A 15,107-nucleotide genomic window follows, 5' to 3' on the forward strand; every position below is an offset into this window, starting at 1 on the left:
CACTAGTCGTCCTTCTTTCGCTTTCCTTTTTTTGCCTTATAAATTTTCTGGGCTTTATCTATAATTTGCAGGAATTCCGTTTGCAGGTAATCGTTCTGGTTATATGCGGCCGTGGCAATCGTTTCTATCTGCAGCCAGTCGGCATCCTTAATATATTTAGATTGTTTTACTTTAAGGCCAAACATGGTTACGGCTGTTGCAAACTGCAATTCATTATCCAGGTTTTTAAAATCAGTAAATACAGCAGGGCAAATATATTCCATTAGTTTATGTGCGGTATCATTGCAAAGACTGTATCGCATTGATAACTTAGCTACCCCATCTTTATCGAGTACATCTCCTGAAAATAATTTTTCATCCTGTGGCACAATTTCAAATATCGCCAATACGCTGCTGCCACTTCCTATTTCGCCACCTTCCATATCAATTGTGCTATCCTGCACAGCATCTTTTTTATTATCAAAACCAATCAGCCGGTATTGCTTTACCAATCTGGGATTAAACTGCATATTCATATACACATCATCTGCAACAGCATAAAAGGTTTGTGTCAACTCTTTTACTAAAACTTTTTCTGCTTCATTAATATCATCTAAATAAGCATAATTGCCATTACCTCTTTTAGCCAGGGTTTCTAATTTGGAGTCTTTAAAATTTCCCATACCAACACCAAGGCAGGTGAGAAAAACGCCTGATTGCCTTTCTTTGGTGATCAGTTCGTCCATTGCTTTTTCCGATGTTTGCCCAACATTAAAATCGCCATCGGTTGCCAGTATCACCCTGTTACTTCCGCCTTTAATAAAAGTATGTTCGGCAAGCGAATAGGCGGTCATTATCGCCGCTTCGCCGGGAGTATCACCACTGGCTTCCAGTTCTTCGATTGACTTGATGATTTTCTCTTTTTCCTCTCCGCTTGTTGGTTGCAGGTGAATACCAACAGTACCGCCATAAGTTACAATTGAAATGGTATCAATGGCCCTTAAATTTTTTACAAATAATTGAAATGCAGCCTTCAGCAAAGGCAGTCGATTAGGCATGTCCATACTGCCCGATACATCAATTAAAAAAACAAAATTGCTGGCGGGAATTTTATTAAGGTCTAATTTTTTGGCATTGATATTTAAATACAACAATTGTTTATCCTCATCCCATGGACAGGCCGAAAGTTGTGATTCAATTTTAAATACCTCATTATTTTCCGGCTCCCTGCGGTGCAGGTTAAAATAATTCAGCAACTCTTCTGTACGCACTGCATCAGGCGGCACGGTGCTGCCCATATTGATAAACCTGCGGATATTGCTGTACGACGCTTTATTTACATTTAAGGAAAACCCGGTATTAGGAAATTTCTCTGCATTTACATATTCATTTTCAACCAGCTGGAAATACGTTTCGTTATTTACATACCAATGAAATTTTGAAGTTTGGTTGAAATTTTTTGTAACTGAAATTAACTTGGGCCGGTTACGGTTTACATTTGAGGGCAGTGTTTTTAAATTAACATCCTGCCATTGATCCGCATTAATTTTTATGGTTTTGGATTCGTAGCCATCAAGGCTGAAGGAAAGTGAATCGCTAAGTGTTTTGGTGGTAATTCCAAACGCACCAGTTGCACCTGAGTAATACAGCAGGTGATTGGATTGTAAAACGATCTTAACGTTCTGCAGGGGCTGGTCTTTTTCGTTCTTTACCTGTCCCCGGATATAATACTGTGCATTTGCAATGAATGCAGATGCAGTAAACAACATTATATGAAGCAACCGTTGTAGCACAGGTAAGGTTAATTGCACTAATTTATTTTGGTTAAGACAGTCTTTCAGCTCTTTATGTTGCCTGCTATCCCTCCACCAACTGGTAAATTTCCTTTAAATTCCTTCCTAATCCGTCAAAATCAAGACCATAGCCAAGCAAAAACTTATTCGGAACATTAAATCCAAGATAATCAATTTTAACCGGATGCGCCAGTGCCTCAGGTTTGTGCAACAGTGCGGCTATTTTTAAAGAGGCCGGTTGCTGATTAAAAAGCTGTGGCAGAAACTCGTTCAGCGTTTTACCTGTATCTACAATATCTTCCACAATTACCACATGCCGGCCATTCAAAGGTTCATCAAGGCCAATAGAAGTGATTACGTTGCCTGTTGACTTAGTGCCTTTATAGGAAGCCAGTTTAATAAAACAGATTTCTGCTTCAATAGTAACGGCTTTAAAAAGATCGGCAGCAAACATAAACGAGCCATTTAAGATCGCAATAAACAGCGGACGTTTCCCTTCGTAATCACGGTTGATCTCAGCCGCTAATATATTTACCTGTTCATCAATTTGCGCTGCAGTTATAAAAGGAGTAAATTTTTTATTGTTTACTTCAATAGTAGTAGTCATGTAAGATGTTTTTATTTTGCAATGATCAATTCCTGTCCAATGTGTAAAGCATCCCCATCCAGGTTATTCCATTCTTTAAGCTGCTGAACCGTAACGTTGTACTTTTTAGCAATACCATACAAACCTTCCTTAGCTGCTACAATATGTGTTTTGGTGCCGGCGGTTGTTACTACAGTATTTATTGAAGGTGCTATAGCCTGCCTTGCCGGTGCAAGGTTAGGTTTTAAATAAATCTTTGTACCGGCAAGAATATCTTCGTTGCCCCAGAATTTATTATAATCCAGCATGGATTGTAATTGTATCCCGTTCTTTTGCGCAATATCGTACAATGATTCGCCGGTTTTTGCAATATAAAAATCAGTTTCGCCGGTTTTGGATTTTTTTTCCAAAAAAACATGTTGATTTTTTATCAGCATTCCATCTTCAGAAAGCTCATTAAAGCTGAGCATTTTGCTGAGCGGAATGTTATTTTTTGTGGCTATCGCCAGCAATGAAGTGCCTTTACCGGCGTAAACACATTTACTGCCATTTACCGTAATCACTTTATCGCTTACATCAGGCATACCTGCTTCGTCAGCTACTTTTGCATCATCAGCAATTTTTTCGGTAGCACCTTTGTCATCCGCACCTTCCTGGTATTTACCGGCATCTAATTTTGGCACTTCGTCTGCAGCCAGAAGCGTGTATTGTTGCAGGTTATATTGTTCAATATGTTTAATTAAAATTTGCGGATAAGCCGGGTTGGTTGCATAACCGGCTTTCTTTAAGCCATAGGCCCAGCCTTTATAATCCCTTACATCTAATTTAAAGAGAAAGCCATAACGTTCGCTGCCTCTTAAAAAGTTACTATGGTCACGGTAACTGTCATCTGCTGTTTTATACAAACGAAAACATTCTCCTGCGGCATCGTCATCATGTGTTACGCTGGCACCCGTCCAGTTGGCTTTACATTTTATACCAAAATGATTGTTTGATTTTTTAACCAGGTCGCTGTTGCCACTTTCTGTTTCTAAAATACCCTGTGCCAATGTTATTGCCGCCGGCACCCCCATCCGTTTCATTTCTTTAATGGCAATATCTTTATACAGCGCTATATATTGCTCTGGTGTAATAATATTCTGTGCTCTTGCAATAACAGCATTTAAAAACAATACCGCAACAATCAACAATCTCTTCATTCTTATAATTTTTTTATCAGCAATAAGCCGTCTCTTACGGTGAGCAAAACTTTTTCCACCCGTTTATCATTTTGCACATGCTCATTAAAAGCCTGGATCGCTTTAGCATTTTTACCTTTTACTTCTGCCTGCAGTACTTCGCCGTGAAACAACACGTTATCTGCCAGAATAAAACCGCCCTTTTTTACGGCAGGCAAAGTTAATTCGTAATAATCAATATAGCTCACTTTGTCTGCGTCTATAAAAACGAGGTCCCATGTTTCATTTAAAGCAGGAATGATTTGCCTGGCATCCCCTACATGTAATATTACCTTATCATTAACGCTTGCCTTGCTAAAATATTTCCTTGCAGTGGCGGCATCTTCCTCCCGTAACTCTATTGTATGCAACCGGCCTTGTGCCTGCAAACCCTTTGCCAAGCATAAGGCGCTGAAACCGGTAAAAGTACCTATCTCCAGAATGCGCTGCGGGGCAATCATGCAGCTTATCATTTCCAGTACTTTCCCCTGCACATGCCCGCTCAGCATATGCGCATGCGGATGATTTTGCAAAGTAAAATCTTCCACCTCCTGTAATACAACATCCAGTGGTGATGAAAACCGCTTTGCGTAAGCTTCTGTAAGATGATTCACTAATTCCATTAAAAATTAGGTGCTAAAGGTTTGGTTTTATAATAGTCCAGCATAAAATCAACTACTTCATCAGCCGTATCAAATAAATGAATCAGGTTAAGGTCTTCGGGATTGATATTATGTTCTTCCTCTCCCATCGTTTCCCTGATCCAGTTGATCAACCCGGTCCAATAAGATTTACCCACTAATATCATAGGCGATTGTTTAAATTTTCCGGTTTGAATTAAGGTAGCCACTTCAAAAAATTCGTCCATGGTACCAAAACCACCGGGCATCATAATGAACCCTTGCGAATATTTTACAAACATTACTTTGCGCACAAAGAAAAAATCGAAGTTCAGCGATTTATCCCTGTCGATAAAAGGATTGGGATGTTGTTCAAATGGCAGGTCAATATTTAACCCAACTGATTTTCCTCCTGCAATAGACGCCCCTTTGTTAGCGGCTTCCATTATACCGGGTCCGCCGCCGGTGATGATACCAAAACCTTCTTCCGCAAGTCTTTTACTGATCTCTACCGCCAGCTCATAATATTTATTGCCGGGTTTTGTTCTGGCACTGCCAAATATAGAAATGCAGGGACCTATCTTACTCAGTGCTTCAAAGCCATCCACAAATTCCGCCATTATTTTAAATATCTGCCAGCTGCTGTGCGCCTGGCTTTCTTTCCAGCTACGTTGTTTCAATGCATTAATCGTTCCGTTCATTTTTTTGTTTTGATGATATAAATACAATGCCATTCTACGATTTTTAAAAATTGCAGAATGGCACTTACTAACTATGTAAAGTTACAGTAAAATATTTGCTTTGTTATCTCCTTTTTTGGAAATTAACAATAAGCCCAAAAAGGTAAATATGCCGTTGATCAGCAACATTTCAATACCTATTTTATAGGCGCCAAACAGTTCCGTTGAATACATATTCAGCAGGTAACAAATTAGAGGTGAAAGCAGGCAGACCGCTGTAATTAAAAATGTATTGGCCAGTTTTCTTTTGGTAAAAATTCCAAATGCAAATAAACCCAGCAATGGGCCGTAGGTATACCCGGCCAGGTCCAGTATTTTATCAATGATACTGTTATCAGCTATCTTATAAAAAATCCAGATGCAGATAAGAAAGATAACGGTAAACGTAAGATGAACTGTCAAACGTAATTTCTTTTTGCCTTTATCATCCAGGTCGTTTCGTTGTTGCAATCCCAATATATCGATGCAAAAAGAAGAGGTAAGTGCCGTTAATGCGCCATCTGCACTGGGGAATAATGCAGAGATCAATGCAATGATAAACATCACACTGATTGCAGGAGGTAACATTTCCATGGCCACTGTAGGAAAGATCTTATCGCCTAAGATATTGTTTCCGTCAAGCAACAATTGCTTCACCATTTTGCCATTCACCATTACTTCGGTGTATGCCGCACCTTTTGATGTGGTATATAAATAAAGCAGCCCGCCCAGAACTAAGAATAAAAACAATACACACACTAAAATAATACTCATCGTAATCATATTCTTTTGCGAATCGCCAAGGCGTTTTACACTGATATTTTTCTGCATCATTTCCTGGTCAAGCCCTGTCATTGCAATGGTAATAAAAGCCCCGCCAACAATTTGTTTCAGAAAAAAACCTTTACTGTTGATATCATAATTAAAAACATTAAAATAGCCCCGGTTACTTATTTCGCTGATAGCTTCGCCACCGGATAAATGCAACTGGCTTAAAATAAAAATCACACAAACCACCAACCCGGTAACCATTAAAGAAGTTTGCAGCGTGTCGGTATATACAATTGTCTTTACCCCTCCTTCAAAAGTGTACAATAAAATCATCAATAAGATAACCGCAGTAGTAACTAAAAAAGGCACATGCAGTTTATCTAAAATAAATATTTGCAGGATATTCACTACCAGGTATAACCTTGCTGTTGCGCCAACAGTGCGGCTGATAATAAAAAACAAAGCCCCCGTTTTATAGGCCACCACTCCAAAGCGCTGCAATAAATAATTATAAATTGAGGTAAGGTTTAAACGATAGTACAAGGGCAGCAAGATAAAAGCCACCACAGCATATCCGATTAAATAGCCTATAGCCACCTGCATGTACGCAAAACCTTTAAAGCCCGTGCCTCCAAAATCGCCTACTGCACCGGGAACACTCACAAAAGTTACACCACTGAGGCTTGTACCAATCATGCCAAAGGCAACCAGCATCCAGTTGCTGTTTTTATTGCCGCTGAAAAATGTATCGTTAGTACTGTTCTTACTGGTATACCAGGCCACTCCCAACAGGATTACGAAATAGGCAATTACAAATGAAAACAATACTAAAGGCGACATAAAATAATTTATAATGATTTATTAATTTCAAATAATTAGCTTGCAATAAAATTCAAGTTAATTAATTTATGGCAATTACATCGGTAGCAGTTTTTTGTGGCAGTAAAAGTGGCAACAATCCTTTATTTGAAAATCATGCAGCACAATTAGGTTATATACTGGCAAAAAAAAATACACGGTTGATTTATGGTGGTGGCAACAAAGGCATTATGGGAGCTGTAGCTAATGCAGTTTTAGAAAAAGGCGGAAAAGTTACCGGCATCATTCCGCAGTTATTAACAGACAGGGAGCATAGCCACCATGGCATAACAGAATTAATTGTGGTTGAAGATATGCATGTAAGAAAAAAAATGCTGTACGAAAAATGCGATGCTGCAATAATATTACCAGGAGGCTTCGGCACACTGGATGAGTTATTTGAAATGCTTACCTGGAATCAATTAAGTATCCACAATAAAGAAATCTATATTCTTAATACGGCAGGATTTTATGATCATCTTATTGCACATGCAAAAACAATGCAACAGGAAAATTTTCTGTACGATGCTATTGAAGACAGGATAACGATTATTACCGTACCTGAAGAAATAGAACCCTTTCTTTAATACCTCCTGTTTCTGCTGCTATACCCCCTGTCTCTCCCGCCCTGGAATAAGGGAATTTGCAAACCTGCCCGTACAACAGGAAAATTCCTGCCCAGTCCATCTACATAAGGAGACTCTGCCACTTTTGATACATCCCACAAAACAGAGAAATAATAATAGACATCTCCAACATCTTGCCTGCCGCTGGCAAAGCCACCGCCAATAAGTAAGCTATTGGCATCTATTTTTGTGGTGGAACCAATATAGCCGCTGTTTGATGCAGGAATATATTTAAACTTTATAAAATTGTGTTCATACTGCGCCTGTGCATAAAGAAATTTTACCGGGTACAATCTTATAAATGCCCCGGGGCCGTACACTGTCTGGCGTACTTTATCACCATAGACATTATAATCTCTCTGGGTAGTATAATTTAAGTTAACAGAAGCCGCAACATCAATAAACCTGTTGAGGCTGTACCCAAAATACGGGCTTATACCCAATGCAGTTCCCCCGCTGAAAAATGATGCAGTTAAACTTCCCCCGGTAAAAAGATTTTCTTTTTTAAAACCGCCTTGCTTTTCGTCTTTTTCTTTTTCTTTTTCCTGGGCATTTACTGCAATTACTGTAGTTAATAACAGGGTTGCGAAAATTATCTTTTTCATTTTTAATTTTTATTGTTTTCCAGATATGGTAATAGGTTTTAGTATTTCTTATTCAACATGGTCAGACGTGGACGTCAGACCATGTCAAATATTTTTCCACTGTTTAAAATATTATTGGGATCAAATACTTTTTTGATGCCTTTCATCAATGAAAGGTTGGCTTTATCAAAAACAATATCCATATATTCTTTCTGAATTAAACCAATGCCATGCTCTCCGCTGATGGTACCACCCAAAGATTTCACTAAAGCAAACATGGCTTTTAAAGATGGAATAATTTCAGGATTATTTAAACTGTAAATGCTCCCTTCTTTTTTTATGCGTACATGCAAGTTACCATCGCCTGCGTGTCCGTAACACACCGCATGAAAATTATATTGTTTACCCAGTTCTTTTACGCCATGTATCAGCGCAGGAAGGGATGCTCTTGGCACTACGGTATCTTCTTCAATGGTATAGCCATCCAGTTTTACAGCTTCTGCAACCCGGCGGCGCAATTTCCACAACTCAGCTTTTTGCTGTGCATCGTCAGCAAAAAATATTTCACCGCAATCAAACTCAGTTAATAATTCTGCTATTGCCTCCATTTCACTCATCAATGTTTCCTGGTGATTGCCATCTACTTCAATGATCAGGTGTGCAGCAATATCGTCAGTAACCGGAACGGCTACACTATCCATCATTTTACTTACAATTTTCAATGCATCAATTTCAACCAATTCCAAAGCACTGGGGGTAAAGCCTGCACGAAAGATGGCACTTACTGCTTCTCCCGCTTTTTCCAGGTTATTAAATGGCACCAGCATTAGCAGGTCATATTTAGGATGCGGCAATAATTTCAATACAATTTTTGTAACAATGCCTAATGTACCTTCGCTCCCCACAATTAATTGCGTAAGATTATAACCGGTTGAATTCTTTAACACATTGGCCCCGGTCCAGATGATCTCTCCTGTAGGTAACACCACTTCTAAATTGAGCACATAATCTTTTACCACGCCGTATTTTACAGCCTTTGGGCCACCGCTGTTGGCCGAGATATTACCGCCAATAAAGCAGCTGCCGCGACTGCTGGGATCAGGCGGGTAGAATAATCCTTTTTCCTTTACCGCATTTTGCAATACTTCTGTAATTACGCCTGGTTCGGTGGTTACCTGCAGGTTGCGTTCATCAATGTCAAGGATCGCATTCATTCGTTCCATAGAAATTAATACACCACCAAAATGCGGCAATGCACCGCCGGCTAAACCTGTGCCTGCGCCACGGGGTGTAACAGGAATTTTTTTGGCATTACAGAGCTGCATAATAGCGCTGATCTCAGTTGCAGTACGGGGTTTTATAACTACGTCGGGCAAAAAATGAAGATTCTCTGTTTCATCGTGATCGTAGTTGCTTAAACTCTCTTCGTCCACCAATACAAAAGATGCTCCCACAATGCTTTTAAACTGTGCAATACATTCATTGATCACCGCCCGTTGTTTTTCTTCCGCTACCATGTAACATTATTTGTGTAAAAATCGTATAAAATAGCGAGTTGATAAAATGATGTTGTAAAACGTTTGTTAAGTATAGGTATAAGGCACTGAATATATCCTGTTCATTACCAAATGGTGAATGGCAAATGAAGACTGTTTAGGGCAGCGATAGTTTAATACGTAAACAGAACAAAAGCATTTTAAAATGTTAAATTTTATTAACTGATTGTGAAATTTAAAATAGGTCTCTATATTTGTTACGAAATTATTCGTATTTAATCATTAACCAAATAAAAGTAAAGCCATGAAACAATTTATTTTGAAAAACAAAAAAACGCTGCTGGGTATTTCTGCAGCCGCAGTACTGGGGATTGTAACTATGTCCTTCCAGGATTCTACCCTTATGCCGCAAAGATTAGGCGCACAAGATGCTACTTATGAAGACACGACCAAGCCCAAGAAAAAAATTAACCAGGCCGAATTGGACGCCTCTATGAAAGAATTTGAAAAATCGATGCAGCAATTTGCTGAAGAGATGAAAAAACTCGACCTGAGCCAGATTACGGCTGAGGTAAATAAAGCCTTAAAGGAAATTGATGTGCAGAAAATTGTGACTGATGTGCAACAAAGCCTTAAAGAGATTGACACTAAAAAGATAATGGAAGATGTAAACAGTTCTTTAAAAGAAATTGATGCCGCAAAAATTACTGCAGATGTAAATAATGCCATAAAAGAAATTGACATGAAAAGCATCAACAAAGAAATACAGCAAGCATTGAAGGAAATTGACGTGGATAAGATCAATAAAGAAATTAAGGAATCGCTGCAGGATATGAAACTGGAAATGAAAAATATCAATAAAGACGAACTGAAGAAAGAATTAGAAAAAGTAAAAGAAGAACTGGAAAAGACCAAAGAGGAATTGAAGAAGGCAAAGCAAACAGCTTCCGTTTAAATCATCGCCGGAAAAACTACAAAGCCCTGGAAAATTTCCAGGGCTTTTTTATTTGTCTTTTAAAATGAGATCAATAAAAACTCGGGCACATCGTTTGCCTGTCGCCATGCTGCGGATACAATCCTTTTTTTACAATGCTGAATTCGCTGGCACCACGGTAACCATTAAACTGGTTTAAGCCGGATAATGTAACATCGTAACTAAATGTGAATTTAATATTATTCACTTCAAAACCTACCATTGGTGCAATGGCATCACCAAGGCGGTAATACAGGCCGGCTACCAATTGTTTTTCGCCATACTCCGATAAATTATAATTACCATTTAATCCCACCACCAGTTCGGATGATTTTGCCTGGGTGGTAAAGTAAGCGTTAGGGTTAATGATCACCCTCTCGTTAACTTTTAATATGGCATTTAAAAAACCAATATGGCGCATAGGGATACGGCCCTGGTTGGTATTATCATTAAAGAAAGTTTCCTTTGGCCTGTTTACATGCTGGATAGAATACCCGGCATTGATGTACACATTTTCCTGTGGAAAATAGGCATAGTTCATACCCGCCTGCACATCCATATAACTTACACTGGTATTGGTAAGGCTTACAGCTGTTATGGGATTTTCAAAAAACTTTCCGTCAAACTGATCAGGGAATTTTAATTTACTCTGATCGATACGTTTATTGGCCCAGCCAACATTAAACCCTGCACTAAGTAAACTACTGTTGCCCAGCTGCTGGTGATAAGCTATAGAACCATATGCCTTGGTACTTCTTAAACTGCCACTGCCGGCAACATCACTTAATATCACACCGCCAATACCTAACCATCCATTTTCCAATCTATCCCTGAATAATTGAGCATCACCAAAAATACTGGTGGTTTTATAAGGCACTGTCATTACAGTACTCCATTGGTTTCTGTAATTAGCCCCTATCCTGTAATCTGCATCAGGCAAAAAGCCGGTATTGGCAGGATTGGTAGTTAAAGGAGAATTAAAGAATTGCGAAAAATGAAGGTCCTGCGCCTGCAGGGCGTTAATAAGCAATATAGCACAGGCAATAAGCCATGCTTTTTTGCCGGATTGCCTGAACGATTTTAATATGGTGTAGCTATAGAACAAAACTATTCATTATCAATTTTATAATTATTAATTATCGTAACAGGGTTATATCGCCTGTTTTTCGCAATTTTTTCCCATCTGTAAATTCCACATCCAGCGTATAAGCATACACATCCAGTGGTTGCAAAACGCCTTTAAAAGTTCCATCCCAACCCTGTGTTATATTGTTGGTTGAAAATACTAGCTGGCCCCAGCGATTGTAAATCTTCCAGCTCATTTTTCCTACCCCAAAGCCTTCTACTTTTACAATACCATTATTATAACTGCCGCTGCTGAACCTGCCTGGTGTAAAGGCATTAGGCACATCCAGCAATGGCCTTATTATGATTGGAACGGGCGCTTCAAAAGTATCCACACAGTCCGCATCATTAAAAGCCTGCAACACTACACGGAAAGTATCTGTTTTATTAAACTGGTGTATGGGGTTTACATCTGTTGAAGTAGTGCCATCACCAAAATCCCATAAATACCTTGTTGCACCAACAGAAAGGTTGGTAAAATTAGTTCGTGTATTCTCTACCGGTGGATTAGGTGACCAGGTAAAGTTTGCTGTTGGTATCGGGTATACCGTAATAGTAAAGTATGCCGAAGTATCTCTTTTATTACAGGTAGTGGTATCAATAGCAATTAAACGCACGTTGTAGGAACCAACGGTGTTATAAGTATGCACCGGTTCAAAATCGGTAGAGGATGTATTGTCACCAAAGTCCCATATCCAGTCTGTGCCCCCCAGTGAATTATTTTTAAATACCGGTGTATAAGAAACGCAACCTCTTGTAGGGGTACTGAATAATGCTTTTACATTGGGATTAATACGTACTATTTTGGCAACAGAATCAGGAGAATTACAGAAGGTGGTATCATCTACAATTAACCTTACGGTATATTGCCCTACAGAAGGGAATGTATGTATTTGTGAAGCAAAGCCGGTTCGTACCCTCGGCGAGCCATCACCAAAATCCCAGATAAAAGTATTATTGGTATAGGCCGGATTAGGTGCTGTAGTCTGGTTATCGAAACGGTAACGCAAACTGGCGCAGCTATCTAATTTTGTAAAGATAAAATTGGGTGTCACCTGGTTATTACCTACTCTTACCGAGGTGTAAGCAGTATCCGCTACATTACAGGTTGATGAATCTATAGAAACCAACATCAACCGGTAATTTCCCACGCTGGTATAGGTATGCGATGTGGTATTGTTTGGTGCAAACGTAGTATCATTTTTTGGGTTTGCGGCATCGCCATAATCCCATATATACATTTTACCTTTTGCAAGCGTATCAGTAAATGTAATGGTTAAAGGCACGCAACCAATGGTATCAACAACACCATCAATTGTTGCTTTAACGCTGGCGCCTACACCGGCAAAATTCATTTCAATTTTTACTGCGGCTTCGTTGCAGCCACCAGTGGTGCCATTTAATGCGGCCCATACCCCGGCAGTTGTAGGAAATGTTACTTTATTCCTGTCGCTGCAATTGGCACACATGGCCTGGTAAATAATACCATTTTCATCAAAGCGGCTGGTACCGCCATCCACATGATCTCCAAAACCGCCGTTTTGCCCGAAATAAGAACCAAAAAGCTGGCTCTGTGCATTCTTCTCCAATACAAAAAAGTAAAAATCCTGGCCATCCGGGCCTGGCAAACCAGGCAACTGATTTTTAACCGGCATATTAAAAGTGCCGGCAGAAGGATAAAGTTTGGAATTATTTATTCCTCCCCCCCATCCGGATACGTACACATTCTGGCAACGGTCTACCAGGAAAGCAATAGGCGAAAGATTAGGTACCGGCGAATTGGTGCCAAATACGGTGGAGTATACATACGCCGAAAGATCGGGTTGTAGTTTGCTGATGAATTGTTTGCCGCCTGCATTGGAGTAGGTTGCATTGATAACCGGCCAGCTACCTGTGGTTGTACCCATCACATATGGGAAACCGAATTTATCGAACTTTAGCCCATACACAAGGTCGTTACCCGTTGTACCGAGATAGGTTGTTTTTATTATACCCGAACCATCAGGAAATATTTCTGTTGCAAAACCATCGCATTCCCCCGTTTGAAAAGTGCTGCTGATCACATTTGTTTTATCACCGGGTAAATTGGTACTGGAAGTAGCCCCGGCAACATATAGATTTCCTGTAAGCGGATTTATCGACATTACAAAACAGGCATCATCTCCGTTACCACCAAAGTAAGTACTGAATAAAACTGCTGACAGGTTGTTATTGAATTTAAGAATTACACCATCCTGCCTTCCTCCGCCAAATGTAGCCTGTATAGGTGTTCCCGGTGTAACAGGGAAGTTAAGTGACTGCGAACAGGATGCCAGGTAAACATTTCCCTTATCATCTAACATAATTTCACTCCTGGCATCATCGCCATAGTTACGCCTTATCACATCTGCTCCATCGGGCATTACATATTTAGGCCTGATATTTACGCCATCGTCTGCCGAACCACCAATCCTTATCGATCCTAAAAGTGCTGTACCGGAGGCATTTATTTTAGTTACTATAATATCATTATCAATTGTAGCTCTTGTGGGTGTTCCGGGATAATTCTTTGAAGTTGTTCTTCCTGCCAGGTACAAATTACCCTGTGGGTCGCAGATCATGCTATGGGGTTGCTCGTTGCCGTTACCTCCCAGGTATGTTGCATACAAGCGCTGGCTGCCATCCGAAGAAAATTTAAAGATCGCCATATCAAAACCCTGTGGTATAGCACCTTCCTGTATACCGCCCCCATATGTGGTCTGGTATGCGCCGGGAGAAACAGGGTACCCCTGTCCAAAAGCAATACCACCGGCAAAGAAACTGCCGCCCAGGCCGGGTGTTGCGGTGTAGCCCCAGTTGTCTTCTGTACTTCCGGTAAAGGATGCAAAGATGAGCGTTGGGTCGATAACCAAAGTTTCTGTGGGATCGTAATTCTGAACTTTAAAACGCACCACATTATCTGTAAGCAGATATTTGCAATCTACCGATTGTCTTTTGCTGATCAATGTCTGGTAACTGTACGGGTATAATTCCTTTACATCACCTACAGTTGTACCAATGATCAATTCCTTGTTCCTGATTTCCAGCCTGCCGGCACCATCGTAACGCATAGCAATGGCATTGGGATTGCCACCAGGGCGTACGATAATATCATACTTCAAATTGCCTGCTTCTGTATAATATCTTACATCAATGTTATGGTACACATTCTTATAGGTAACTGCCTGGTAAATTTTACAATTACCTGCCCATTTGGTTGGATCATTTCCCCTGAAATAGTTATTGTAACCGGGTTCCATTTTATCAGGCACAGCCTGCATAACTGTACTGCTGCCTAAAAAAGTTACTTTATAGGCGTGAGAACGAACAGTAACTGCCGGGTAATCATTTATTGGTGGCACCTGCGATCTGGCATTGCCTGCAAGTGTATTAGTTGCAGCTGCACCATGACCATGCTGTGTTTCTGATAGTAACTGCAGGTCGGCAGGATTGTGCATGTCAACAGTAAAGCCCCTGTTCTCTAAAAAAAATGCTCCCGTTGCAAAGTCTCCCCTGAAGTTAATCTTGCTATCCCACTGTCCTTTGTTTTCCACAAATTGCATTTGGGCATTGACAGTAAGTGTAACAAAAGCTGTTGAGACAATCGTTAAAAAAATCCGGGTTATTTTACTCAAAATAATCAACGCTAATTTTTTACAATGTACAGAAATATAACGATACTTTCAACCAAATTGTTCTTGTTAACAGCAGCTTTTTAAAGGCCAAACAACTTGTAAAAGAG

12 protein-coding genes are annotated in these 15,107 nt (G+C 39.9%); 2 read left to right on the forward strand and 10 right to left on the reverse strand.

Going from position 1 to position 15,107, the window contains the following annotated elements; all coding sequences use genetic code 11:
* Window positions 1-2: 2 nt before the first annotated feature.
* The 6 genes from ACYVM0_RS12720 to ACYVM0_RS12745 form a co-directional block, all read right to left on the reverse strand.
* Window positions 3-1,748, reverse strand: a complete 1,746-nt coding sequence (locus ACYVM0_RS12720; RefSeq protein WP_460557609.1) for a vWA domain-containing protein — start codon at window positions 1,746-1,748, stop codon at window positions 3-5.
* Window positions 1,749-1,836: 88 nt separating this feature from the next.
* Window positions 1,837-2,379 (reverse strand): phosphoribosyltransferase, encoded by a 543-nt coding sequence (gene hpt / locus ACYVM0_RS12725; RefSeq protein WP_460557611.1) that lies wholly within the window; start codon window positions 2,377-2,379, stop codon window positions 1,837-1,839.
* 11 nt (window positions 2,380-2,390) lie between these two features.
* Window positions 2,391-3,557, reverse strand: coding sequence for a glucosaminidase domain-containing protein (locus ACYVM0_RS12730; protein ID WP_460557614.1), 1,167 nt, complete (start codon window positions 3,555-3,557; stop codon window positions 2,391-2,393).
* Window positions 3,558-3,559: 2 nt separating this feature from the next.
* Entirely contained in the window at window positions 3,560-4,198 is a 639-nt protein-coding gene (locus tag ACYVM0_RS12735) for an O-methyltransferase (RefSeq protein WP_460557616.1), read from the reverse strand.
* Complete coding sequence (locus ACYVM0_RS12740; RefSeq protein ID WP_460557617.1) at window positions 4,198-4,929, reverse strand: LOG family protein; 732 nt, start codon at window positions 4,927-4,929, stop codon at window positions 4,198-4,200. The genes ACYVM0_RS12735 and ACYVM0_RS12740 overlap by 1 nt, the downstream gene beginning before the upstream one ends.
* A gap of 48 nt (window positions 4,930-4,977) precedes the next feature.
* A complete protein-coding gene (locus ACYVM0_RS12745) occupies window positions 4,978-6,525 on the reverse strand; it encodes a sodium:solute symporter (RefSeq protein ID WP_460557619.1) in 1,548 nt (515 codons plus the stop codon).
* Between the two features lie 68 nt (window positions 6,526-6,593).
* On the opposite strand from ACYVM0_RS12745, the gene ACYVM0_RS12750 reads away from it, so the two are divergent.
* Window positions 6,594-7,130, forward strand: a complete 537-nt coding sequence (locus ACYVM0_RS12750; protein ID WP_460557620.1) for an LOG family protein — start codon at window positions 6,594-6,596, stop codon at window positions 7,128-7,130.
* Here the strand turns inward: ACYVM0_RS12750 and ACYVM0_RS12755 are convergent.
* On the reverse strand, window positions 7,127-7,774 hold the full coding sequence (locus ACYVM0_RS12755; RefSeq protein WP_460557622.1) for a hypothetical protein: 648 nt from the start codon (window positions 7,772-7,774) through the stop codon (window positions 7,127-7,129). The genes ACYVM0_RS12750 and ACYVM0_RS12755 overlap by 4 nt on opposite strands.
* Before the next feature lie 74 nt (window positions 7,775-7,848).
* Window positions 7,849-9,270, reverse strand: coding sequence for an FAD-binding oxidoreductase (locus tag ACYVM0_RS12760; RefSeq protein ID WP_460557624.1), 1,422 nt, complete (start codon window positions 9,268-9,270; stop codon window positions 7,849-7,851).
* A gap of 283 nt (window positions 9,271-9,553) precedes the next feature.
* Here ACYVM0_RS12760 and ACYVM0_RS12765 point away from each other — a divergent pair, with 283 nt between their 5' ends.
* Window positions 9,554-10,204 (forward strand): hypothetical protein, encoded by a 651-nt coding sequence (locus ACYVM0_RS12765; RefSeq protein WP_460557626.1) that lies wholly within the window; start codon window positions 9,554-9,556, stop codon window positions 10,202-10,204.
* Between the two features lie 70 nt (window positions 10,205-10,274).
* Here ACYVM0_RS12765 and ACYVM0_RS12770 read toward each other — a convergent pair whose 3' ends face one another.
* Together ACYVM0_RS12770 and ACYVM0_RS12775 are read right to left on the reverse strand one after the other, a co-directional pair.
* Window positions 10,275-11,327, reverse strand: a complete 1,053-nt coding sequence (locus tag ACYVM0_RS12770; RefSeq protein WP_460557628.1) for a PorP/SprF family type IX secretion system membrane protein — start codon at window positions 11,325-11,327, stop codon at window positions 10,275-10,277.
* Window positions 11,328-11,358: 31 nt separating this feature from the next.
* The gene (locus tag ACYVM0_RS12775; protein ID WP_460557631.1) at window positions 11,359-15,000 is read right to left on the reverse strand and encodes a DUF7948 domain-containing protein; all 3,642 of its coding nucleotides are present in this window, start codon (window positions 14,998-15,000) and stop codon (window positions 11,359-11,361) included.
* Window positions 15,001-15,107: the final 107 nt, after the last annotated feature.

The organism is Ferruginibacter profundus, from assembly GCF_054783275.1.

Coding starts and splice junctions, on each gene's coding strand:
- ACYVM0_RS12720 (WP_460557609.1), bottom strand. CDS start 1,748: ATGTTGTTTACTGCATCTGCATTCATTGCAAATGCACAGTATTATATC.
- hpt (WP_460557611.1), bottom strand. CDS start 2,379: ATGACTACTACTATTGAAGTAAACAATAAAAAATTTACTCCTTTTATA.
- ACYVM0_RS12730 (WP_460557614.1), bottom strand. CDS start 3,557: ATGAAGAGATTGTTGATTGTTGCGGTATTGTTTTTAAATGCTGTTATT.
- ACYVM0_RS12735 (WP_460557616.1), bottom strand. CDS start 4,198: ATGGAATTAGTGAATCATCTTACAGAAGCTTACGCAAAGCGGTTTTCA.
- ACYVM0_RS12740 (WP_460557617.1), bottom strand. CDS start 4,929: ATGGCATTGTATTTATATCATCAAAACAAAAAAATGAACGGAACGATT.
- ACYVM0_RS12745 (WP_460557619.1), bottom strand. CDS start 6,525: ATGTCGCCTTTAGTATTGTTTTCATTTGTAATTGCCTATTTCGTAATC.
- ACYVM0_RS12750 (WP_460557620.1), top strand. CDS start 6,594: ATGGCAATTACATCGGTAGCAGTTTTTTGTGGCAGTAAAAGTGGCAAC.
- ACYVM0_RS12755 (WP_460557622.1), bottom strand. CDS start 7,774: ATGAAAAAGATAATTTTCGCAACCCTGTTATTAACTACAGTAATTGCA.
- ACYVM0_RS12760 (WP_460557624.1), bottom strand. CDS start 9,270: ATGGTAGCGGAAGAAAAACAACGGGCGGTGATCAATGAATGTATTGCA.
- ACYVM0_RS12765 (WP_460557626.1), top strand. CDS start 9,554: ATGAAACAATTTATTTTGAAAAACAAAAAAACGCTGCTGGGTATTTCT.